Origin of the sequence: Labrys sp. (in: a-proteobacteria), from assembly GCF_047605565.1 — a bacterium.
In the GTDB taxonomy this organism is placed as follows: Bacteria; Pseudomonadota; Alphaproteobacteria; order Rhizobiales; family Labraceae; genus Labrys; species Labrys neptuniae.
The window spans coordinates 38695-60073 of sequence record NZ_JASGFM010000010.1 but is presented as its reverse complement, the minus strand read 5'-3'; the positions used below and the strand labels follow the sequence as shown (position 1 = coordinate 60073).

Below are 21379 nucleotides of genomic sequence, written 5' to 3'. Positions count from 1 at the left end.
TGGCTCACGCCAGCCTGGTCATGCCGTTCTGAAGCCGGATGATGTTGATCAGGGTGCGCAAGGCCGGGTGATTGTGGCGCCGGCTCGAGTAATACATGTGGAAAGGATCGCCATCCGAAGCCTGGTCGTCGAGGACGATCTCCAGGCTGCCTTCCGCCACCTCTTCGGCGATCCGCGCTTCCAGGACATAGGCGAGACCAAGCCCGGCCTTGGCGGCAATGATCGTGGTCGCCGTGTCGTTGAGGGTGATGAGGCCGGGGACGCGCAGCCGGCGCGCCGTCTCGCCGCTGCCGAGATCCCAGCGATAGGCGGTGTTGTCGCCCAGGAGCAGTTGCAGGCAGACATGGCCGGCGAGATCGTCCGGTGTCTGCGGTCGGCCATATTCCCTGAAATAGGCCGGGGAGCCGGCAACCACCCAGCGCTGGGGCCCTGTGAGCGGCACGGCAATCATGTCTTCCGGCACGTGATGGCCATAGCGCATGCCGGCATCATAGCCTTCGGCAACGATGTCGATGGGTCGGTCGTCCACCGCGACGGTCAGGCGGACATCCGGGCATTGGCGGGCGAATTCCGGCAAGGCCGGCGAGATCAACAGATGGGCGGCATCCCGGAACACGTTCAGGCGCAATTCGCCGAAACGTACGTTTCCGGGTGCCTCCAGCACCTCCAGGGCCGAGCCGATCACATCGAAGCCTTCTTCGAGGCGCTGCGCGAATTTCAGGCCGAGATCGGTCGGCGAAACAGCCCGGCTGGTGCGGTTGAGCAACTTGGCCCCGAGCCTGGCTTCGAGGCGCCGCATGGCGTGGCTGGCCGCCGACGGCGTCAGGCCAAGCTCGATGGCGGCCGTGGTGAAGCTGCGCCGGCGGACGATGGTCAGGAAGACGTTGAAATCGCCGAGATCGGTCCGCTCGAGAGCTGCCATCGATGAAAAAACTTCATTGCTTCTATGATTGTCATTCACACTAAACAAGGAGCGTTCGATCCACTCAAGTCCTATCCTGCCAACGAGATGCTGAAACACCGTCTGTCGCTCCCGCGGCGGCGCATGAAACGCAGGAATGGAACGATGAAGGAACGCCTGTTCGGCAAGACCGCGCGCAGTGTGTCGGAGATTGGTTTTGGTGCCTGGGCCATCGGTGGCTCTTGGGGCGATGTGCCGGATGGTGATGCGCGCGCCGCCCTGCATGCCGCGCTCGACGCCGGCACCACCTTCATCGATACCGCCGATGTCTATGGCGATGGCCGCTCGGAGCGCTTCATTGCCGAAGTGCTGAAGGAGCGTTCGGGTCCCCGCCCCTTCGTGGCAACCAAGGCCGGGCGCCAGCTCTCTCCCCACACTGCCGACGGCTACAACCGGGAAAACCTCACCGCTTTCGTCGAGCGCTCGCTGACGAACCTTGCCACCGATTGCCTCGACCTCGTGCAGCTTCACTGTCCTCCGACCGAGGTCTATTACCGGCCCGAAGTGTTCGGCGTCCTGGATGACCTAGTGGCCGCCGGGAAGATCCGCAATTACGGCGTCTCCGTCGAGAAGGTGGAGGAGGCGCTGAAGGCGATCGAATATCCCGGCGTCGTCTCGGTCCAGATCATCTACAACATCTTCCGCCAGCGCCCGGCCGAGCTCTTCTTCCGGGAAGCCAAGAGGCGCAACATCGCGGTAATCGCCCGCGTGCCGCTCGCTTCCGGCATGCTGACCGGCAAGATGAGCGCCGCCAGCCAGTTCGCGGCCGACGATCACCGCGCCTATAACCGCAATGGCGAGGCCTTCGACAAGGGCGAGACCTTCTCGGGCGTACCCTATGACGTCGCGCTGGCAGCCGTGGAGGAGATCCGGCCGCTGGTGCCCGACGGCATGACCATGTCGCAGTTCGCACTGGCCTGGATCCTGGCTGACGATGCCGTCACCACCGTCATCCCCGGCGCCAAGAATGCGGCCCAGGCCACGGCAAATGCCGCTGCCAGCGATGTGCCTGCTCTCCCGCAGGCGACGCTCGAAACACTGAAGAATCTCTACCAGGGCAAGATCGCCGCTTTCGTCCACCATCTGTGGTAGGCCATGGCCGGCCGGGTGCCGTTCGACGGCTCCTGGCCCCGGTTTTCACCGCGCCTCAAGTCACCCGACATCGCTTGACAATGGCTGAGGCAAATGCGGGACTATGCCCACAGGTTCTGCCTTCCGGTGCGGGGCAGCCGGCGGGGCATTTCCTATGCGTTTCCAGTCGCTTCTGGTGGCGGTTGCAGGGCTTCTGGCTGTCACTGCCGCCATCGCCCAATCCCTCAAACCCGATGAGATCCTGAGTTCGGTCACGGTGCAGCCGATCAGCGAGCCCAACCCGGTGCTTGGCGCCGATGGGCGCGTGCATCTCGCCTATGAATTGGTGATCAACAATCCGGGCAATGTGTTCGTACGGCTCGACAAGGTCGAGGCCGTCGACGAGGCCGGCAAGAGCCTGTCCTCCCTCCAGGGCGAAGGACTGGCCAAGATGATGCATCTTTACAGCGGCAGCGATCGCCAGCTGCCGCCCGGCGGCACCGCCATCGTCTTCATGGATGTCGATTTTGCCGCGAACGACGAGCTGCCCCAGCATGTCTCCGCCCGTATCGAGGCCTTCCGCGAGAATGAAGGCGCGGATGGCAAGCCCGTGCCGCTGCCGGCGGATGCCCCCATCTCCGCACAGTACAGCTTCATCGGTGGAACGACGGCGATCGGCAAGCCGGCCGTGGTGGTCGAGCCACCGCTGAGGGGCGCGGGCTGGGTTGCCGCCGACGGCTGCTGCGACACCGTCACCGCCCATCGCGGCGCCGTCATGGCCGTGAACGGGCGCCTGCGCGTGCCGGAGCGCTTCGCCATCGACTGGATCAGGCTCGACGCCGGCAGCCGCCTGTTCACCGGCAACGCGCAGGATCTGGCCAGCTATTCCTTCTACGGTGCCGAAGTCCATGCGGCGGCCGATGGCGTGGTGGTCAATCTCTACGACCAGGCCGACGAGCAGGTCCCGAGCCGGCCGGCCCGCGGCATCGTCCCCGCCAATATCGGCGGCAACATGCTGGTGACCGAGATCGGCAATGGTGCCTTTGCCTTCTATGCCCATCTGCAGCGCGGCAGCCTCAGGGTCAAGCTGGGCGAGCGCGTGAAAGCCGGCCAGGTCATCGGCCTGGTCGGCAATACCGGCAATTCCACCGCTCCCCATCTGCACTTCCAGTTGATGGACGACCCCTCGCCGCTCAATGCCAACAGCCTGCCCTTCGTGCTCACGCGCTTCTCCGGGCAGGGCGTGCTCGCGCCGGGGAACGAGGAGGAACTCGAGCAAGGCGCGGTAGCCCGGATCGAGCCACGCTGGCGCGGAGACCATGTCAATCAGCTCCCGCTGAACGACCAGGTCGTCGATTTTCACTAGGCTTCGTTCTCCCGGGGGCGCCGCATGTTCATTCTGCTGCATCAGTTGTCACTGCCCGTCATGTTCGCAACGGTGCTGGTGATCTGCCTGGTGATCACCTGGATCGTCATCGGCCTCGTCCGCTTCGCCATTGCGAAAGGCGGCTACGCCGCCGACGAGGCGTTGCCCATCCGCGAATCGATCGTCGGTGTCTGCGCCACCATCTTCGGCCTGATGGTGGCCTTTTCGGCGGCGGGCCTGTGGGCCGATTCCCTCGCCGCCCGCAGCGCCGTCCAGCAGGAAGCCGATGCGATCGAGAACGTCCTGGTGCTTTCCGCCGGCCTTCCGGCCGATCTCCAGACCAGTGTGCGCGACGGCCTCAAGGCCTATGTGGCGCAGGTCGTCTCCGGCGATTGGCCCGCCATGGCCAATGGCGAGCGCATCGAAAGCCCGGTTTTCGATCGCTCCGGCGACATCCTCATCAATGCGATCGAGCTCGTCTCGCGCCAGAACGGAACCAATGCCCAGCCTGCCGCCTATCAGCCTTTGGTCAATCAATTACTGGCCGTGCGCCATGCGCGCCTGCTCCGGCTCTCGGCCTCGAACACCGGCATGAGTTGGGCGCAATGGATCGCGATCTGGATCATTTCGACGGTGACCGTCACGGCCATCGCCATCTGCAACAACCATGTCCCCCGCATGCAGATCCTCGCCACCCATATCTTCGTGGTGGTGGTGACGGCAGCCTATTTCGTCATCCTCGCGCATGACCGCCCGTTCATGGGGCAGATCTCGGTAAAGCCGACCGCGTTCCTGGCGGTCAACACCAATTGACGGCCGGCTGCGCTCCGACCTGCCTCAACGGGCCAGAGCTGCGAAATCGCCCTTGAAGCGGGCCGCGCAACGGCCGCCATAGTCGATCTCGGCCAGGACCGGGATGCGGGCCTTGCCCCTGCGCGCGAAGGTCTCGAGCATCGGCTCCCATTTGTCGGGCTCCGCCAGGACGGAGCGGGCCGAAAAATCGCCTTCCACCGGCGCCAGGTAATCCATGTGGACGGAGCCGACGACGAGGCTGCAATCGAGCCCCTCGCTTCTCAGCTTGAGATGGGCAAGCGACCAGGCGGCGAGCGTGGCCAAAGTGGCGAGGCTGCCGCCGAAAGCCGTGCGGTGATGGTTGATATTGGCGGAAAGCGGGGCGCCGAGCCGTACGGAATCCGGCCCGATTTCGAGAACCCGGACCTGCATGGCCTGTGTGAGCGGAATATTGCCATGGAGATCGGCTTCAAGCTCGGCGGGCAGCAAGGCGGCCTCCTCTCAGAGAATTATTCCAACTCGCGTCGTGGCTGCTTCTTCCTGGGACCGCAGGCGTCCTCGCCTGCTCTTCCCATCCTGAAAGCGCGGCGCTTCCAAGAGCAGGCGAGGACGCCTGCGGTCCCAGGAGAGCCATTACCTCGACAGGTCCAAATTTGGAGACTTGATCACCCGCCCGCTCTATCGCTCGCCGACAATTTTCTCAACCGCTTCCGGCCAATCGAGCAAAGCCCTTCCCCGCGGCGACAGGCGATAGCCGACCTGCAGGCTTTCGGTGAGGCCGAGGGCCTTGAGCTTGCGGATGTCAGCCTTGAGCGCGAGTTTCTCACAGCCGAGCCGGGCGGCAATCTCGGCGGCGGTGATGCCGTCCTGCCCGGCGATCAGGCCGAGCACGACGGTCGTCCACGGGCCGGCGCGATGGCTGCGGTCGAGCCTGGCGAGGGCGACGCGCAGCATGCCGACATCAGCTTCATCGAGAGCGGCTGCGTCGCGCAAGGCAATGCGCGGATCGTCCCCCATCCGATGGAAGACAATGCGGTAGAGCTGCCCCTCCTGCCTCAGGTCGCGTCGGAGAGCCTCGATCGAAGCAAACCCAGCCAGAACTGCCTGTTCGTCAGTGAGATCGGCGAACTCGATCGCATCCACCGCCTCGATCGCCAGGACACCGATGGCAGTGGTGAGCGTTCCGCCGGCGCGCACGGTCGGCCGCGTCCAGCGCCGGAAGGCCAGCCTCACCTTGCCGGCGGCGATGCCATCGAGCGTGGCCTGCTTGAACAGCATCGTTCGCGGAAGGCCTCAGCCCGCCAGCCGCCGGTCGTGCTCGATCACGGCATTGAGCAGCACCTGCGCGCCCGCCGCGCATTCGTCGAAGGAGGTCGATTCGGCCTCATTGTGGCTTAGGCCGCCCTCGCAGGGTACGAAGATCATGGTGGTCGGCGCGACACGGGCGATATAGGCCGCGTCATGGCCGGCGCCCGACACCATGCGGCGCATGGCAAAGCCTGCCTTGTCGGCACCGTGCTCGACGCATTCGATCAGCTCGGGCGCGAATTTCACCGCGGGCGAAATCCAGATGCGCTTTTCCTCATAGGCAAGCTTCATCGGCGGCAGTGCAGCCTCGAGGGCAGCCCGGAATTCCCGCTCCATCACTTCCAGCACCTCCTCGTCGGGATGGCGCAGATCGACGGTAAAGAAGACCTCGCCCGGCACCACGTTGCGGCTGTTGGGCTTGTTCTCGATCAGGCCGACGGTGGCCACGCCCGGCTGGTGCTTCTGGCCGATGGCGTCGATCGCCTCGATGATACGGGCGGCACCCAGCAGCGCATTCTTGCGCAGATACATCGGCGTAGCGCCGGTATGGGCATCCTGGCCGGTCACCGTAACCTCATACCAGCGCATACCCTGCACGCCGGTGACCACGCCGATCATCGTCTGCTCGTCCTCGAGGATCGGGCCCTGTTCGATATGAAGCTCGAACATCGCCTGGAACTTGTGGGCGCCGGCCTTCTCGGCGCCGCGATAGCCGATGCGCTCCAATTCGTCCTTGAAGCTGATGCCGTCGCGGTCGAGGCGCTCATAGGCGTAATCGGGCGTGAACACGCCGGCAAACACGCCAGAGGCCAGCATGGCCGGGGCAAAGCGGGAGCCTTCCTCATTGGTCCAGTTGATGATCTCGACCGGCGCGTTGGTCTCATAGCCCTGCTCATGCAGGGTGCGCATCGCTTCCAACGCGCCGAGCACGCCGAGTACGCCATCGAACTTGCCGCCGGTCGGCTGGGTGTCGAGATGGGAGCCCATGGCGATCGGCGGCAAATCATTGTTCCTGCCCGGGCGCACCGCGAACATGTTGCCGACTTCGTCGACGCTCACCGTGCAGCCGAGCGCCTCGCATTGCGCCTTGAACCAGTCGCGAACCTTCTTGTCCTCGTCCGACAGGGTCAGGCGCTTGATGCCGCCCTTGGCCGTGCCGCCGAACTTGGCGGTTTCCATCAGGCTGTCCCACAGGCGCTGCGGATTGATGTTGAGATTGGTGAGCATGGTGAGGCCTTTCTGAAGAAAACGGGCAGTTGTTCAATGCTTAGTCCGAGACGGCGACCAAACGGCCGAAGATCCCACCAGCGGAGATCCAACCATTGATACCCCCTCGGTTGTTGCCGATCTGGAATTGACCGTCTCTAACGGCCTTTATGAGGTGCAGGTATTGCGCGCCACGCACACGACACAGGACAATATCCCCTTCGACGAGCAGGGCATGATCGGCGATCGGAACGACGGTGCAGAGTTGACCGCTGGCGATTTTGCCTTTCATCGAAGCGCCGCGCGGACGAAATTGAACCGTCTCACCAGCCTGTAGTCGCTCGATATATCGGGTGGCCCAAGACACCGTTCTCTCCTTTCGGGGTGATCATGAGAGATCGTGAAGCGCCTTGCCGTTGGGCTGAGACAGGCGGAAATCCGAGAAGCAGACGGCGAGACCCGATCGCTCCGGCGTACAGCACATCGGGCCGACCTGATAGGATGCCGCCTTCGGAAACGGTGCCAGCCGCACCAGCGGCCAGACTAGCCCGTCCGTCGAATATTGCAGCCTCAATACCCCGTCTGCGACGGTGAGGCGCAGGCGGAAATCGCCGGGATTGCCCGGAAAGGGGCCGGTCGCCCAATCCGACTGCCCCACGGTCAGCACGCTGCCGAGCATGGGTGCATCGTCATTATATTCGATGCCGGCCTTCAGCCAGGTCTCGTCATCGAACCGGACCATCAGGCCGGCCTGGTCATAGAGTGTCTCGAAGCGGGCCTGAACGCGCAATTCCGCGGTGAAATCGCCGCCGCTGTCGAGATGGAAGAAATGGCCGCTATGACGGGTGAAGCCGTAATGGGTCTTGCGCCAGAAATCGGTGGCCTCGCCGGTCACGACCTCCAGGCGATCGCCGGCCAGCGACCAGGACGGCGGCTCGTTGAGCCAGCTCCCGTGCTGGAGGGAAGTGGGAGGTGTTGGCATGGCAGGGTCCGAATGGGGGGCGGGTCTTCAGACCCGCCTGATATTTGACGCTAAGAGAAGATGGCGGGTCTGAAGACCCGCCCCCCAATTATGGCGTGACCTCGATACGCGAGACCGGCCTGGGCTTGCTGAGTTCCTTCCAGGTGGCGTTCGCCACTGCAGCGGCCGGGAACGGATCGCGCTGGATGAAGGCACCGTCGCCCTTCTGGAGCTGGACCTGCTTGTCCTTCCAGGCAATGCGCCCACGCGACAGGGTAATGATCGGCAGGCCCGTGCATTCATAGCCCTCAAACACATTGTATTCGACACGGCTGAGCTGGGTCTTGGCCCGGATGGTCTTGGTAGCCGCCGGATCCCAGATGGTGAGATCGGCATCCGAACCGACCGCAATCGCTCCCTTGCGGGGATAGATGTTGAGGATGCGGGCGATGTTGGTGGAGGTCACCGCCACGAATTCCTCCTTGGTGAGGCGGCCAGTCTTGACGCCCGCCGTCCACAGCACCGGCATGCGGTCTTCGAGCCCACCGGTGCCATTGGGGATCTTGCGGAAATCCCCCACGCCCATGCGCTTCTGCTCGGCGGTGAAGGCACAATGGTCGGTAGCCACCACCTGGAGCGAGCCCGAGGCGAGGCCCGCCCACAGCGAATCCTGGTGCGACTTGTTGCGGAAGGGCGGCGACATCACCCGGCGGGCGGCGTAGTCCCAGTCCTTGTTCTGGTATTCGCTGTCGTCGAGCACGAGATGCTGGATCAGAGGCTCGCCATAGACGCGCTTGCCGGCCGCGCGGGCCCGCGCGATCGCCTCGTGGCTGTCACGGCAGGAGGTGTGCACGACATAGAGCTGGCTGCCTGCCATGTCGGCGATCATGATGGCGCGATTGGTCGCCTCGCCTTCCACCTCCGGCGGGCGCGAATAGGCGTGCCCCTCCGGCCCGGTGACACCCTGGTCGATATAATGCTGCTGCAGGCGGAAGACGATGTCGCCATTCTCCGCATGCACCAGCGGCAAGGCACCGAGGCCGGCGCAGCGGCTGAAGGAATGGAACAGCTCGTCATCATTCACCATCAGCGCGCCCTTATAGGCGAGGAAGTGCTTGAAGGTGTTGATGCCGTAGGTCTTCACCACGGTATCCATCTCGTCGAAAACCTGCTTGTCCCACCAGGTGATCGCCATGTGGAAGGAGTGGTCGGCGACCGCCTTCTCGGCTTTGTGGCGCCATTCCTGATAGGCCGCCAGCAGCGACTGGCCGGGCGCGGGCAGGCAGAAATCCACCACCATGGTGGTACCGCCGGACAAGGCGGCGCTGGTGCCGGATTCGAAATCGTCGGCCGAGACGGTGCCCATAAAAGGCATTTCGAGATGCGTGTGCGGGTCGATGCCGCCCGGCAAAACGAAGCAGCCATCGGCATCGATGATTTCGGTCCCCGCCGGTGCCGACAGCTTCGGGCCGATCGCCAAAATGGTTTCGCCGTCGATCAGCACATCGGCTTGTTTGGAATGATCGTGGTTCACCACGACACCGCCACGGATCAGGATCGGCATAATAGTCCTCCCTATACAATATTCACGCGCCGCGCTTTGTCATCACCGGGCTTGACCCGGTGATCCAGGTTCCGCCCGGAGAACTGGATGCCCGGGTCAAGCCCGGGCATGACAAAGGTCGAGTTTTTCGACTCGAACGCGAACCTCTAGATCAAATGCAGATCGAGATCGTCCCACTCGGGATTCAGATCCTCGATCAGTTTCAGCTTCCAGGCTCTCGGCCAATGCTTGATGTTTTTTCGCGCTGTATGGCATTGCCGACATAGCGATGCTCCTCATACCAAACGAGGAGGTTCACATCATATTGCGCCGTGAACCCGGAAAATGACTTCTCCTTGTGCTCATGGACCCTACGCGGCAAATCGTTCGTCATGCCCACATAGAGCGTACCGTTACGCTTGCTCGCCATCAGATAGACCCAGTAGCGATGCCGCATGCTGGTATTTTCCTGGCCCAGCAAAACTCCACCCTTGTCATGCCCGGGCTTGACCCGGGCATCCAGTTCTTCACGCCGACACGATGCCCTTGGGACCCGCTGGATCGCCACCGGATCAAGTCCGGTGGGGTCAAGTCCGGTGATGACAAAGCGCGGTGCCTTACGAATACGCTTTCTTCACAGCTTCTTCATCGCGTCGGTGACCGCCGAGCTCCAGCCGCCCACGGGCGCCTTGGTGATGGCCGGGCTGTCGCCACCGGCCCCGAGCAGCGTCTTGACGGTACCTTCCGCCGCAGCCGGATCGAGCGTGCCGTCGGAGCCTTCCGTCAGCTTGTTGACCTCGGCGATCATGTGGGTCTGGTGCACCTCGGTCTGGGCGCCGGAAGCATCGTTGTCGAGCACGATCTTCACGGCCTCGTCCGGATGGGCCCTGGCATACTCCCAGCCCTTCATCGAGGCCTTGACGAACTTGGCCATGGTCTCGACGAATTTCGGATCCTTGAGGCGATCCTCCATCACATAGAGCCCATCCTCGAGCACCGCCACGCCCTGGTCGGTGTAGTTGAAGACGGTCAGATCCTCGGCCTTCACACCGGCCTCGATGACCTGCCAATATTCGTTATAGGTCATGGTGGAGATGCAGTCGGCCTGCTTCTGCAGGAGCGGATCGACGTTGAAGCCCTGCTTGATCACCTTGACGCCATCGGCCGAGCCGTCGAGCTTGAGGCCGAGCTTGCCCATGAAGGCGTTGAACGGATATTCGTTGCCGTAGAACCAGACGCCCAGCGTCTTGCCCTTGAAATCGGCCGGCGTCTTGACACCGGATTCCTTGCGGCAGGTCAGCTGCAGGCCGGAGCGCTTGAAGGGCTGGGCAATATTGACGAGACCGACGCCCTTCTCGCGGGCGGCCAGCGCTGCCGGCATCCAGTCGACGATCACATCGGCCTGCTTGTTGGCGATCACCGTTTCCGGCGCGATATCGGGACCACCTGGCGCCACGGTGACGTCGAGGTCGGCCTCCTTGTAGAACCCCTTGTCCTTGGCCACGAGATAGCCGGCGAACTGCCCCTGGACCACCCATTTGAGCTGCAGCGTGACCTTGTCGGCCGCCTGCGCCGCGCTGATCGCGCCAAGCCCGAGCGCGAAAGCGACGCCGGCCAGTAGTGCCTTCTTCATTCCGTCCACTCCTCTGTTAACCTCGTCCTGCGTCACGCGCGCCGGTAAGAGGGATGCCAAAACGTCACGGCCCGCTCGATGACAGCGATGAGGCCATAGAATAGGGAGCCGGCCACCATGGCCACGGCGATCTCGGCCCAGACGATGTCGGTCTGCGACAGCGCCGCCTGGGTGTTGATGCGAAAGCCCATGCCGATGGTGGGGCCGTCGAAATATTCGGCGACGATCGCGCCGATCATCGCCAGGGTCGAATTGATCTTCAAGCCGTTGAAGATGAAGGGCATCGCAGCGGGAAGACGCAGGCTCACCAGCGTCGACCAATAGCTGGCGCCGTAGGAGCGCATCAGGTCGCGCTCCAGGGAACCGCTGGCTGCCAGGCCCGCCACCGTGTTGACCAGCATTGGAAAGAAGGTCATCGCCACCACGACGGCCGTCTTGGAGGGCCAGTCATAGGTGAACCACCAGATCATGATCGGCGCGATGCCGACGATGGGTAGGGCCGAGACGACATTGCCGAGCGGCAGCAGCCCACGCCGCAGGAAGGGGACGCGGTCGGCCACCAGCGCCACCAGGAACCCCGAGCCCGAGCCGATCAGCCAGCCGAGCAGGACCTCGTGCAGGAAGGTCCAGACGAAATCGGTGGCGAGCGTATTGGCGAATTGCCAGACAGCCATGCCAATGGCGGAGGGTGGCAGCAGGATGATGGGGGAGATGCCGAAACCGACGACCAGCCATTCCCAAAGAAGGAGTAACGTGGCGCCAAACAGCAAGGCAGGCGCCAGATCTTCCCAGCGAGAACGTCGCGTTCTTTCGCCGTTACTGACAATCACGTCGACCGTTATCCAGGCTGCCAGCCAAAGACCTATCGCTTTGAGCCAAAAACCCCAACCAGCAGCGCCCGCTACTCCCGGTACATGCACTGCTGTCGTCATCATTCGGATACCGATACCCAATGCGAGTATCGGAATAATGGACCAAAAACCACGGCTTTGTTTTTGGCAGAGAATGGCAGCAACGATAAATATTGCACCCGACAAATAGATTTGTGGCGTCAAACCTATAGGCAAAATGAGGTCGTGTTCACCCATAGGAAAGGGAGCGCTCAGGCAGATGAGCAGTCCGGCGAGGAACCATCCGCGCGACTGGAATTTCGTCATGCCTGCTCTCCCCGGACGCCCATTCTCGCCAGAGTACGCCGCTCGATCAGGCCGATCAGCCCGATCAGGGCCGCCGAGAGCAGCGCGGCGGTGAACAGGGAAGCCCACAGCACCAGGCGCAGATTGTTGTACTGGTAGCCGGCGAGCAGGCGCGAGCCGAGGCCGCCCTGGGCGCCGGTCGGCATCTCGGCGACGATGGCGCCGACGATGCAGCCGGCAATGGCAATCTTCAGGCTGGCGAACAGATAGGGCGTCGCCGCCGGCCAGCGCAGCTTCCAGAAGGTCTGCCATTTCGAGGCGTCATAGGTGCGCATCAAATCGAGCTGCATCAGGTCCGGCGACATCAGCCCCTTCACCATGCCGACCGTCACGGGAAAGAAGCAGAGATAGGTGGCGATCAGGGCTTTCGGCACCAGGATGGGCGCGCCGAGCCGGCCGGTGATCGCAGTCAAGAGCGGCACCAGCGCCAGGATCGGGATGGTCTGGGAGACGATCACCCAGGGCATCAGGCTCTGGCGCATCGAGCGGTAATGCACGATCAGCACAGCCAGCACGATGCCGAGCACAGCACCGAGCACGAAGCCCGACATCGCCGAGGAAAGCGTGATCAGGCCATGGTAGACGAGGCTGCGCCGGCCCAGAGGCGGCTCGAAGAACAGACCCTGCACCATCGTCATGATGATCTGGTGCGGCGCAGCGAGGTTGCCGTCCGGCAGGTTGATGGCAGCGATGAACTGCTCGGTGAGCGGACGGCTGGCGGCGTCGGGCATGACGCGCTGTAAAGCGGAGCCGTTCATCGGCAGGCAGGCGAGATACCACAAAGCGAAGATCGCCAGCACGACCACCGTCACCGGTCCAGCCTTGCCGGCCATCAGGCGGCTCCCCAGCGAGGGGGCGGTACGGGCAGCAAGCACCTCAGTCGTCATAGGAGTGCCCTGCCCTGAGGCCGTCGCGCACACGATGGGCGACTTCGAGGAATTCAGGCGTCTCGCGGATGTCGAGCGTGCGGTCGCGCGGGAAGTTGCAGTCGATGATGTCGATGATACGGCCGGGCCTGGGCGACATCACCACGATCTTGCTGGACAGATACACCGCCTCGGGGATGGAATGGGTGACGAACACCACCGTCTTCCTGGTGGTGCGCCACAGATGCAGGAGCTGGTCGTTGAGCTTGTCGCGGACGATCTCGTCGAGTGCCCCGAACGGTTCGTCCATCAGCATCAGCTTGGGATCGAAGCACAGGGCCCTGGCGATCGAGGCACGCTGCTGCATGCCGCCGGACAATTGCCAGGGAAACTTCTTCTCGAAGCCCTTGAGATTGACCAGTTCGAGATTGCGGGCGGCCCTCTCCTTGCGCTCGGCGGCGGGAAAACCCATCACCTCCAGCGGCAGCATGACGTTGCGCTCGATGGTGCGCCAGGGATAGAGCGCCGGCGCCTGGAAGACATAGCCGTAATGCCGGCCGAGGCGTGCCTGTTCCGGCGTCAACCCGTTCACCTTGATCGAGCCGGAGGTCTGGCGCTCGAGATCGGCGATGACGCGCAGCAAGGTGGTCTTGCCGCAGCCCGAAGGCCCGATGAAGGAGACGAAATCGCCTTCATTGACGGTGAGATCGACCTTGGAGAGCGCATAGACCGGCCCGTCCCCGGTGTCGAAGGTTAAGGAAAGATCCTCGACCGCAATCACGGGTTCGCCGGCGGCCGTTCGTTCCCTCACGGCACCAAGCTTCCGATCCACGCCCTCAACCTGCATGCCGGCTCTACCTCTGGTTCGTCCCCGGCGAATACGGTGAACCGTTCCGCCCTGCTCGCCCCCGTTCACAGCAATGATCGTGCCACTGCGACGAGAGTCTCTATTTTATCACGTTACCGGCTCGCCGCCCCGGTTGGAATATTTCAAACCGAGCCGATTGCCACTTGCGAGCAAAAAAGCGGGATCATCTCCTGCTCTTCACCACTCCGGAGGGCAACCCCGGATTGCCCGTGCGGCTGGCAGCAATATTGACCTTATGGACAAAAAATAGGCAACCCCATTTGGAAGAGATTTAAGGAAGCGATTGTCCGCACCGCTCCATGAGCCTCCCCCAATCGAAGCTGGCCCCCAAACTCCTAATTGCCAGGAATCTTCCGTATCGCCACATTGCAGCCCTCGCACGCAACGCCGGGCAGGAAGGCTTCCCTATGCGCATCCTCATGATTCTGCTCGGCTTGCTGGGCCTGCTTGCTGCGCCCCAGCCGAGCCTTGCCCAGGATGGATCGAAGGACTTCCAGGCCTTTCTGAGCGACTTCCCGCCCGGCAATGACGTACGCCCCTTCCACGGTGAACTGTCGCCGACACTGAAGGAACACGTCCATCCCAGATTGATCGAGTTCTGGCAAAGGATCGGCTTCGGGTCCTTCGGCAATGGCTTCATCACTTTCTTCGATCCGCGCGAGGCCGAAACGATGCTGGCCCGCTGGCTGCTGCTCCAACAGCCCGACCCCACGCGGGTCCCCATTGCGCGCACCGCCTTCGGCGACCTGATCTATTTTCGGGACTTACGGCAAAGGGCAGCCGAAAACGGGCTCGAAGCCAATTGGAAGAACGGCAGCGACGTGGTCTTTCTCAGCATCCACTATCGCGGCAGTTCGGCCATAACCTGGTCTGTGGACGACTTCTTCACCAAGGATCTCAAGGGCTTCCTGCAGGACAATCCGCGCGCCTTCTACGAACTCTATTCGACGGTCGACCAACAGCCGCTCGCCCCCGGCGAGTGCTTCTATTTCGTGCCGGCCCTTGCCCTCGGCGGCCAGGCAACCAAGGCATCCGTCGGGCGTGGCGACTGCCTCGTTCACCAGGAAATCCTGCTGCAACTGGCTCTTTCCTCCGGCCCCTCGCGCAAGTGATCGCGCAGGACGACGGGGGGCGGGACAAAATATCCTGCTCCTTGTCGGGAGAAGTCCCTCCCGCCCGTCCTTGGGGCAGAGCGCGATGCCGCCCCGCATCGCGTCTTCCCATCCAAACCATGGCAACCAGAGGACATCTTCCCATGCGCAAGATCATCGGCGGCATATTCCAGTCTCTCGATGGTGTGATGCAGGCCCCCGGCGGCCCGCCGGAGGACCCGACCGGTGGCTTCGAACTCGGCGGCTGGTCGGCGACCTTCTGGGACGGCACGATGGGCACGGCGATGGGTGGCCTGTTCAGCAATCCCTTCGACCTGCTGCTCGGCCGCAAGACCTATGAGATCTTCGCGGCCCACTGGCCCTTTGTCGGTCCGGAGGATCCCATCGGCCCCGCCTTCACCAAGGCGGCCAAATATGTGGTCACGCGCGGCAGCGAGCCCTTCGAATGGCAGAACAGCCATCGCCTCGCCGACATCGCCGCCGTCGCCGAGGTGAAACAGAGCGAAGGGCCGGACATCCTCGTCCAGGGCAGCACGACGCTCTACCCCCAATTGCTGGCCGCGGGCCTCATCGACCGGCTTTTCATCATGACCTTCCCGCTGGTACTCGGCAAGGGCAAGCGCCTGTTCGGCACAGGCACGCCGTCCGGCGCCCTGAAACTGACCAGCCACGAGGTTTCGAGCACCGGCGTTATCATCGCCACCTATGAACCAGCCGGATCCGTGCCAATAGGCACCTTCGAACTTGCCGAGCCAAGCCCGGCGGAAATCAAACGTCGCGAGCGCATGAAGCGCGAAGACTGAAGCCGAACAGGCTTTTCGGCGCCTTCGGGTGGACGACGCCGCAAATTTCAATGATCTCTCAAAGTATTAGACGGCTTCGAGGCGCTCGCGGACCTTTCCGCGTGCGCTGTTCGGCGTCATTTGTCATATCAATACCGATGCCGGCCACGATCCTGCGGCCGATGCATTTCGCCGCAACATTCGCATGACACGTCCACGGGTCTGCCGTGCTAAGGTCGCATTTGAATGGGAAGCAGCCGCCCTCCCGCCGCTCTCGATGCGGCGATGAACGATTGTTGCGGTACTGCCCGTGAGAACAGGGCCGGGCCATGAAGCCTGGAGACCGGCAAATATGAGGAAGCGTGATATGAAACTTCATGTTGTGGAAGGCGGAGCCAAGGACGAGATCGAGCCGATCCAGTTCAACAATCTCGGCGCGCTCCACGCCAATCTCGACGAACCTTCGCTTGTCGAAGTCGCGATTCGCCGCGGCGAGGGCCTGCTCAGCCCCGGTGGCGCCCTGGTCGTCGATACCGGCAGCCATACTGGCCGCTCCCCGAAGGACAAGTACATCGTCCGCGAGCGCGAGACCGAAGACTCGATCTGGTGGGCCAACAACAACGCGATCTCCCGCGCCGCCTTCGATACGCTGCTGGCCGACATGCTCTGGCATGCGACGGAAAAGCAGCTCTTCGTGCAGGACCTGCATGCCGGTGCCGACGAGGACAACGGCATCAAGGTCAAGGTCTATACCGAGCTTGCCTGGCACAGCCTGTTCATCCGCAATCTCCTGATCCGCCCCTCCGCCGATGACCTCGCCGGGTTCTATCCCGACCTCACCATCATCGACATGCCGAGTTTCAAGGCCGACCCCGCCAAATACGGCCTGCGCTCGGAGACGGTGATCGCCTGCGATTTCACCCGCGGCGTCGTCCTGATCGGCGGCACGGCCTATGCCGGCGAGATGAAGAAATCGGTGTTCTCCTACCTCAACTACATCCTGCCCGCGCGCGGCGTCATGCCGATGCATTGCTCGGCCAATGTCGGCCCCAGCAGCGTCTCGGCCCTGTTCTTCGGGCTCTCGGGCACCGGCAAGACCACCTTGTCCGCCTCCCCCGACCGCTCGCTCATCGGCGATGACGAGCATGGCTGGGGCCCGAACGGCATCTTCAACTTCGAGGGCGGCTGCTACGCCAAGACCATCAATCTCGACAAGCAGGCCGAGCCGCAGATCTTCGCCGCTTCGCAGCGCTTCGGGGCGGTGCTCGAGAACGTCGCGATGAACCCGATCACGCGCAAGCTCGACTTCACCGATGGTCGCAAGACCGAGAACACCCGCGCCGCCTATCCGCTGCATTTCATCGAGAATGCCTCGGCGTCCAGCGCTGCCGGTCATCCCGGTACGGTGGTGATGCTGACGGCGGACGCCTTCGGCGTGATGCCGCCGATCGCCCGCCTCACGCCGGAGCAGGCGATCTACCACTTCCTCTCGGGCTTCACCGCCAAGCTCGCCGGGACCGAGCGCGGCGTGACCGAGCCGCAGCCGACCTTCTCGACCTGCTTCGGCGCTCCCTTCATGCCGCGCCATCCGGTCGAATATGCCCGCCTGCTGAAGGAGTTGATCGACAAGCACCAGGTCTCCTGCTGGCTCGTCAACACCGGCTGGACCGGAGGTGCCTATGGCACCGGCCGCCGCATGCCGATCAAGTGGACCCGCACCCTGCTCAACGCCGCCCTCGATGGCAGCCTCGACAGGGCCAAGTTCCGCACCGACCGTCATTTCGGCTTCCAGGTTCCGACCGCGGTGGACGGCGTGCCGAGCCACGTGCTCGATCCCTTCAAGTCCTGGGCGGACAAGGCGGCCTATGAGAACCAGGCCCGCCGCCTGGTCGGCATGTTCACCGAGAACTTCAAGCAGTTCGAGGTGGCGGCCGACGAGACGACCATGAGTGCTGCTCTCGGCGCCTGACCTGCCGGGCCGAAAAACGGCTCCCGGCTCTTGGCTGGAAACGATACAGCGATGATTTCAGAAGCGGCGGCTCCATCGAGCCGCCACTTTGTCTTTCTGCACGATGGTTCTATCGCGACGCCGCCAGGACCTTTTCCATGCCCAGCGCAATGGCGAGGACGTCCTCGTCCGCGTACCGGCGCCCGACGATCTGCAGGCCGACCGGCATGACGCCGGCGCGATCGACCGGCAGGGAGAGAGCCGGGCATTGCGGCAGGAGATTAAAGGGGCACGTCATGTCCAGTCCCTTCAGGCGCCCGTCCGGCAGACTCTCGGCAAAGTCGTCATCGGTCAGTTCCACCGGGGGTGCCACGATGGCGCAGGTCGGGCACAGCAGGGCATCATAGCTTTCGAACAATCGGGCCATGTCCCGCCACATCCCCGTGCGCAGCAATTCAGTACGCTTGTACTGCGTGGCGTCCATGGCCAGGCCCTTTTCGATCATCGCCACCACGGCCGGATCCATGCGTCCGCGCCCTGCGGCAAGACGGCCCCCGAAATAGGCCGACATGAAGACGCACCAGATGTCGAACCACTGGTCGACCACAGCCCGGCTCCAGCCGATCGGGATCTCGTCGACGACAGCCCCTGCCCCGCGAAGGTCCTCAACCGCGCCGCGAATGGCCATCTCCACCGCCGGCTCGACGGCATAGAAGCCAAGGTCGAGCGAGAAGGCGAAACGCCGGCCTGCGAGGCCCGCCTTGCGTGCCCGCATGCCGTCGAAGGGAAGCGGCAGGGACTGGATGTCCTCGTCGCTCGACCCGGCCGTCGCGGCCATGAAAGCGATGGCATCTTCGACGCTGCGCGCGAGAGGCCCGAAATGCGAGATATTGTCGAAAACGCTTGGCAGGATCGTCATCGGGATGCGCCCGAGGCTCGGCTTGAAGCCGACCACACCGCAGAAAGCGGCGGGGATGCGCACAGAACCGCCCATATCGGTTCCCTCCGCCATCGGCACGACGCCCATGGCCACGGCGACGGCCGATCCCCCAGAGGACCCGCCGCTTGTGCGCTCGGGGTCCCGGGGATTGCGTGTTACGCCCCAACGCGGGCTCTGCGTGAAGCTGGAGAATGCGAATTCCGGCGTGGTGGTCTTGCCGATCAGAATGCCCCCTGCAGCCTCCAGGCGGCGGACGCACAGGGCGCTCTCGGGAGGAACAGGATCTCCGCTCGTCCAGGAACCCAAGGTGGTGAGATCGCCTGCCGTCGGCGTCATGTCCTTGGCGGCGAAGGGCACGCCATGCAGGGCTCCCAGGGACTGTCCAGCCCTGGCGGCCTCATCCGCCTGATGAGCACTGGCAAGGGCATGCTCGTGCCGCAGCAATGTGAAGGCATTCAATTCAGGTTGGCACGCCTCGGCCCGGTGCAGGGCTTCCGCCACCACCTCCACGGCATGGAAGCGCTGCCGCCGAATGCCGTCGGCGATCGCGTAGGCCGGCAGATCGAGCGGATGGGTTCGGGATGTTGTCGTGCCGGCCAGATTCATCGTCTTCTCCATTCCGGCTTGTTGCAGGCCTGAGGCGGGCGCATAGGGTTGGCAACCAGTCCATGCGTCTTTGCAGGGAAGTTCGAGGGAGCACCATGCCGCCACCATTCCAGGGCTGGAATCGCCTCCTTGCCCATGCGGTCGAGGCCATCGGCTCGCCGGGCTTTCCGGCGGCGCTGCAGGCAGTCCTGCGCCTGATCGCCCCTTTCGAGATGATGAACGGCTTTCGCTATGCGCCGGACGGGCGCGCGCATGATCTCCACAACCCGCCCGACCTCATCGATCGCGGCATCATCGTCGATCAATACCTGTCCGGCGCCTATGTGCTCGATCCCTTCTACGACGCCGTCCGGGGGAGCGATGCCGATTGCCTGATCGTCATGCAGGACCTGGCACCCGATCATTTCAGGCAATCCGAATATTACCGGGTCCACTATGCCGCGACGACCATCAGGGACGAGATCGGCTTTGTGCTTGATCTCGGCAGCGGACATGTCGGCGTGCTCTCGATCAGTCGCCTCGGCGCGAACCCGCTGTTCCGCCGCCGCCAGATCGAGCAATTCGGCGACGTCGCAGAACTGATCTGCCGCCTGGCCGAACGGCACTGGCGGACCGTACGCCCGCCCTCCCCCTCCGGTGAGGCACTCCCCTCCGCGGCCATCGCCCATCCCCAGTTGACGCCGCGCGAGCGGGAAATCGTGGCGCTGATCCTGAAGGGGCATTCGAGCCTCTCGATCGGCGCCGTCCTCTCTCTGTCCCCCGAAACGATCAAGGTGCATCGCCGTCACATCTACGCAAAGCTGAAGATATCGAGCCAGGGGCAGTTGTTCCGCCTGTTCCTGGCCGGGCAATCTTCCGCAGCCTGAGCAGTGCCTGCTCAGGCTGCGTCCTCCACGAAGTCCATTTCGGGCGGGGCCTGGCTGAACATGCGCGTCAGATAGGCGAGATAGGCCGCCCCCAGCGCCAGCCAGATCAGGCCGAGCCATTTGGCGTGGGCGTCGAGATTGAGGAGCAGATAGAGGTCGCAGGCCGCCGCGATGGCTGGAAGGATCACGCCCATCAGCACGCCCAGCGGCCTGACGCCTTCATGCCCGCGCAGATAGAGAGCGATCACGGAGAGATTGACCGCCGTGAAGGCCAGGAAGGCGCCGAAATTGATGAAGGAGGTCGAGGTCGTGACATCCATCCAGATCGCAGCCAGTCCGACCAGGCCGACGAAAGCCAAGTTGGCGAGGGGCGTCTGCCATTTCGGATGCAGGCGGGCGAACAGGCCGCTAGGCAGCACGTTGTCGCGGCCCATAGCGTAGAGAAGGCGGCCGACGCTGGCCTGGGCAGCCAGGCCCGAGCTGAATTGCGCCAGGACGAGCGTCGCCAGGAAGATCACGACGAAGAAGTCGCCGCCGATCTTCTGGGCGATCTCGTTGCCGGCGGCATCGACGGAGGCGAACTCGAAGCCCGGATGCGCGAGCTGGATCACATAGCCCGCCGCCACGAAGATGGCGCCGCCGGCCAGGGCCACGATCAGGATGGCGCGCGGAATGGTGCGCCCGGCGTCCCTGGTCTCCTCCGTCAGCGTGGAGACGGCATCGAAGCCGAGGAAGGAATAGGCGGCGATGGCAGCCCCCGCCACCGAAGCGGAAAAGGGCACGTTCGCCTGGAAGAACGGCGCCGCTGCCGCCAGGCCGCCGGTCCCGCTCGCTGCAGCGACATAGCGTGCCGCCAGCAAAACAAAGGCGGCGACGACGGCGAGCTGCACCAGCATCAGCACGAAATTCACCCGGCTCGCGAAGGCGATGCCGAGGATGTTGATCACGGTGGTGGTGAGGATGAAGGCCACGATCCAGACCCAGCTCGGCACGGCCGGAAAGGCGGCCGACAGATAGGCCGCGCCGATCAGCCAGATCACCATCGGCAGGAAGAAATAGTCGAGTAGCACGGCCCAGCCGACCAGGAAGCCGACACCGGAGTTGAGGGATCGGCGGGCATAGGTGTAGGCGGAGCCGGCCACGGGATAGACCCGGGACATCACGCCATAGCTCAGAGCGGTGAGCAGGATGGCGCCGGAGGCGAGCAGATAGGACATCGCCGTGGTGCCCTGGCTTGCTGTCGCCAGCGGCCCGAACGTGCCGAACACGATCATCGGCGTCATATAGGCCAAGCCGAATAGTACCACCGACCACAGGCCCAACGCTCTGTCCAATTTCACGTCCTGCATCGCCG

At 63.7% G+C, this 21379-nt stretch carries 20 protein-coding genes and 1 pseudogene; 7 read left to right on the top strand and 14 right to left on the bottom strand.

The features are described 5' to 3' along the window. Nucleotides 1-4: 4 nt before the first annotated feature. Complete coding sequence (locus tag QM672_RS11680) at nucleotides 5-922, bottom strand: LysR family transcriptional regulator (protein WP_367624000.1); 918 nt, start codon at nucleotides 920-922, stop codon at nucleotides 5-7. A gap of 144 nt (nucleotides 923-1066) precedes the next feature. Here QM672_RS11680 and QM672_RS11675 point away from each other — a divergent pair, with 144 nt between their 5' ends. From QM672_RS11675 to QM672_RS11665, 3 genes are all read left to right on the top strand, one after another. After that, complete coding sequence (locus QM672_RS11675) at nucleotides 1067-2053, top strand: aldo/keto reductase (RefSeq protein WP_311933298.1); 987 nt, start codon at nucleotides 1067-1069, stop codon at nucleotides 2051-2053. Between the two features lie 154 nt (nucleotides 2054-2207). Further along, on the top strand, nucleotides 2208-3398 hold the full coding sequence (locus tag QM672_RS11670) for a M23 family metallopeptidase (protein WP_311933299.1): 1191 nt from the start codon (nucleotides 2208-2210) through the stop codon (nucleotides 3396-3398). A gap of 24 nt (nucleotides 3399-3422) precedes the next feature. After that, the gene (locus QM672_RS11665; RefSeq protein ID WP_311933300.1) at nucleotides 3423-4211 is read left to right on the top strand and encodes a hypothetical protein; all 789 of its coding nucleotides are present in this window, start codon (nucleotides 3423-3425) and stop codon (nucleotides 4209-4211) included. Between the two features lie 24 nt (nucleotides 4212-4235). On the opposite strand, the gene QM672_RS11660 is transcribed toward QM672_RS11665, so the two are convergent. From QM672_RS11660 to QM672_RS11610, 11 genes and pseudogenes are all read right to left on the bottom strand, one after another. Beyond that, nucleotides 4236-4679 (bottom strand): YiiD C-terminal domain-containing protein, encoded by a 444-nt coding sequence (locus tag QM672_RS11660; RefSeq protein ID WP_311933301.1) that lies wholly within the window; start codon nucleotides 4677-4679, stop codon nucleotides 4236-4238. A 189-nt stretch (nucleotides 4680-4868) separates the two neighbouring features. Further along, nucleotides 4869-5468, bottom strand: coding sequence for a hypothetical protein (locus tag QM672_RS11655; RefSeq protein ID WP_415082718.1), 600 nt, complete (start codon nucleotides 5466-5468; stop codon nucleotides 4869-4871). A 15-nt stretch (nucleotides 5469-5483) separates the two neighbouring features. Beyond that, nucleotides 5484-6725 (bottom strand): Zn-dependent hydrolase, encoded by a 1242-nt coding sequence (locus QM672_RS11650; protein ID WP_415082716.1) that lies wholly within the window; start codon nucleotides 6723-6725, stop codon nucleotides 5484-5486. A gap of 40 nt (nucleotides 6726-6765) precedes the next feature. Then, nucleotides 6766-7071, bottom strand: coding sequence for a hypothetical protein (locus QM672_RS11645; protein ID WP_311933304.1), 306 nt, complete (start codon nucleotides 7069-7071; stop codon nucleotides 6766-6768). Nucleotides 7072-7092: 21 nt separating this feature from the next. After that, a complete protein-coding gene (locus QM672_RS11640; RefSeq protein WP_415082713.1) occupies nucleotides 7093-7686 on the bottom strand; it encodes a DUF1349 domain-containing protein in 594 nt (197 codons plus the stop codon). A gap of 88 nt (nucleotides 7687-7774) precedes the next feature. After that, a complete protein-coding gene (gene hydA, locus QM672_RS11635) occupies nucleotides 7775-9229 on the bottom strand; it encodes a dihydropyrimidinase (RefSeq protein WP_415082711.1) in 1455 nt (484 codons plus the stop codon). Between the two features lie 146 nt (nucleotides 9230-9375). Next, nucleotides 9376-9665 (bottom strand): annotated as a pseudogene (locus QM672_RS11630) (GIY-YIG nuclease family protein). A gap of 177 nt (nucleotides 9666-9842) precedes the next feature. Next, entirely contained in the window at nucleotides 9843-10841 is a 999-nt protein-coding gene (locus QM672_RS11625) for an ABC transporter substrate-binding protein (RefSeq protein WP_322431144.1), read from the bottom strand. Between the two features lie 32 nt (nucleotides 10842-10873). Beyond that, a complete protein-coding gene (locus QM672_RS11620; protein WP_415082709.1) occupies nucleotides 10874-11611 on the bottom strand; it encodes an ABC transporter permease in 738 nt (245 codons plus the stop codon). Nucleotides 11612-11994: 383 nt separating this feature from the next. Next, complete coding sequence (locus tag QM672_RS11615; protein ID WP_415082707.1) at nucleotides 11995-12924, bottom strand: ABC transporter permease; 930 nt, start codon at nucleotides 12922-12924, stop codon at nucleotides 11995-11997. Continuing rightward, a complete protein-coding gene (locus tag QM672_RS11610) occupies nucleotides 12914-13714 on the bottom strand; it encodes an ABC transporter ATP-binding protein (RefSeq protein ID WP_415082705.1) in 801 nt (266 codons plus the stop codon). Before QM672_RS11610 ends, QM672_RS11615 begins: the two co-directional genes overlap by 11 nt. A gap of 464 nt (nucleotides 13715-14178) precedes the next feature. Between QM672_RS11610 and QM672_RS11605 the strand changes: the two genes are divergently transcribed. The 3 genes from QM672_RS11605 to QM672_RS11595 all read left to right on the top strand — a co-directional run bounded on the left by QM672_RS11605 (nucleotide 14179) and on the right by QM672_RS11595 (nucleotide 17634). Further along, nucleotides 14179-14883 carry a GAD-like domain-containing protein gene (locus tag QM672_RS11605; protein ID WP_415082703.1) on the top strand — a complete coding sequence of 235 codons (705 nt, stop codon included), beginning with the start codon at nucleotides 14179-14181 and terminating at the stop codon, nucleotides 14881-14883. 143 nt (nucleotides 14884-15026) lie between these two features. Continuing rightward, on the top strand, nucleotides 15027-15686 hold the full coding sequence (locus QM672_RS11600) for a dihydrofolate reductase family protein (protein WP_394310035.1): 660 nt from the start codon (nucleotides 15027-15029) through the stop codon (nucleotides 15684-15686). 346 nt (nucleotides 15687-16032) lie between these two features. Further along, complete coding sequence (locus QM672_RS11595) at nucleotides 16033-17634, top strand: phosphoenolpyruvate carboxykinase (RefSeq protein WP_367624014.1); 1602 nt, start codon at nucleotides 16033-16035, stop codon at nucleotides 17632-17634. A gap of 109 nt (nucleotides 17635-17743) precedes the next feature. Here QM672_RS11595 and QM672_RS11590 read toward each other — a convergent pair whose 3' ends face one another. Next, nucleotides 17744-19159, bottom strand: coding sequence for an amidase (locus tag QM672_RS11590; RefSeq protein WP_415082700.1), 1416 nt, complete (start codon nucleotides 19157-19159; stop codon nucleotides 17744-17746). Nucleotides 19160-19254: 95 nt separating this feature from the next. Here QM672_RS11590 and QM672_RS11585 point away from each other — a divergent pair, with 95 nt between their 5' ends. Then, the gene (locus QM672_RS11585) at nucleotides 19255-20025 is read left to right on the top strand and encodes a helix-turn-helix transcriptional regulator (RefSeq protein WP_415082698.1); all 771 of its coding nucleotides are present in this window, start codon (nucleotides 19255-19257) and stop codon (nucleotides 20023-20025) included. Nucleotides 20026-20036: 11 nt separating this feature from the next. Here QM672_RS11585 and QM672_RS11580 read toward each other — a convergent pair whose 3' ends face one another. Next, nucleotides 20037-21365, bottom strand: a complete 1329-nt coding sequence (locus tag QM672_RS11580) for an APC family permease (RefSeq protein WP_415082696.1) — start codon at nucleotides 21363-21365, stop codon at nucleotides 20037-20039. Nucleotides 21366-21379: the final 14 nt, after the last annotated feature.

Coding starts and splice junctions, on each gene's coding strand:
- QM672_RS11680 (WP_367624000.1), bottom strand. CDS start 922: ATGGCAGCTCTCGAGCGGACCGATCTCGGCGATTTCAACGTCTTCCTG.
- QM672_RS11640 (WP_415082713.1), bottom strand. CDS start 7,686: ATGCCAACACCTCCCACTTCCCTCCAGCACGGGAGCTGGCTCAACGAG.
- QM672_RS11595 (WP_367624014.1), top strand. CDS start 16,033: ATGAAACTTCATGTTGTGGAAGGCGGAGCCAAGGACGAGATCGAGCCG.
- QM672_RS11600 (WP_394310035.1), top strand. CDS start 15,027: ATGCGCAAGATCATCGGCGGCATATTCCAGTCTCTCGATGGTGTGATG.
- QM672_RS11675 (WP_311933298.1), top strand. CDS start 1,067: ATGAAGGAACGCCTGTTCGGCAAGACCGCGCGCAGTGTGTCGGAGATT.
- QM672_RS11605 (WP_415082703.1), top strand. CDS start 14,179: ATGCGCATCCTCATGATTCTGCTCGGCTTGCTGGGCCTGCTTGCTGCG.
- QM672_RS11625 (WP_322431144.1), bottom strand. CDS start 10,841: ATGAAGAAGGCACTACTGGCCGGCGTCGCTTTCGCGCTCGGGCTTGGC.
- QM672_RS11590 (WP_415082700.1), bottom strand. CDS start 19,159: ATGAATCTGGCCGGCACGACAACATCCCGAACCCATCCGCTCGATCTG.
- QM672_RS11650 (WP_415082716.1), bottom strand. CDS start 6,725: ATGCTCACCAATCTCAACATCAATCCGCAGCGCCTGTGGGACAGCCTG.
- QM672_RS11615 (WP_415082707.1), bottom strand. CDS start 12,924: ATGACGACTGAGGTGCTTGCTGCCCGTACCGCCCCCTCGCTGGGGAGC.
- QM672_RS11585 (WP_415082698.1), top strand. CDS start 19,255: ATGCCGCCACCATTCCAGGGCTGGAATCGCCTCCTTGCCCATGCGGTC.
- QM672_RS11665 (WP_311933300.1), top strand. CDS start 3,423: ATGTTCATTCTGCTGCATCAGTTGTCACTGCCCGTCATGTTCGCAACG.
- QM672_RS11655 (WP_415082718.1), bottom strand. CDS start 5,468: ATGCTGTTCAAGCAGGCCACGCTCGATGGCATCGCCGCCGGCAAGGTG.
- QM672_RS11670 (WP_311933299.1), top strand. CDS start 2,208: ATGCGTTTCCAGTCGCTTCTGGTGGCGGTTGCAGGGCTTCTGGCTGTC.
- hydA (WP_415082711.1), bottom strand. CDS start 9,229: ATGCCGATCCTGATCCGTGGCGGTGTCGTGGTGAACCACGATCATTCC.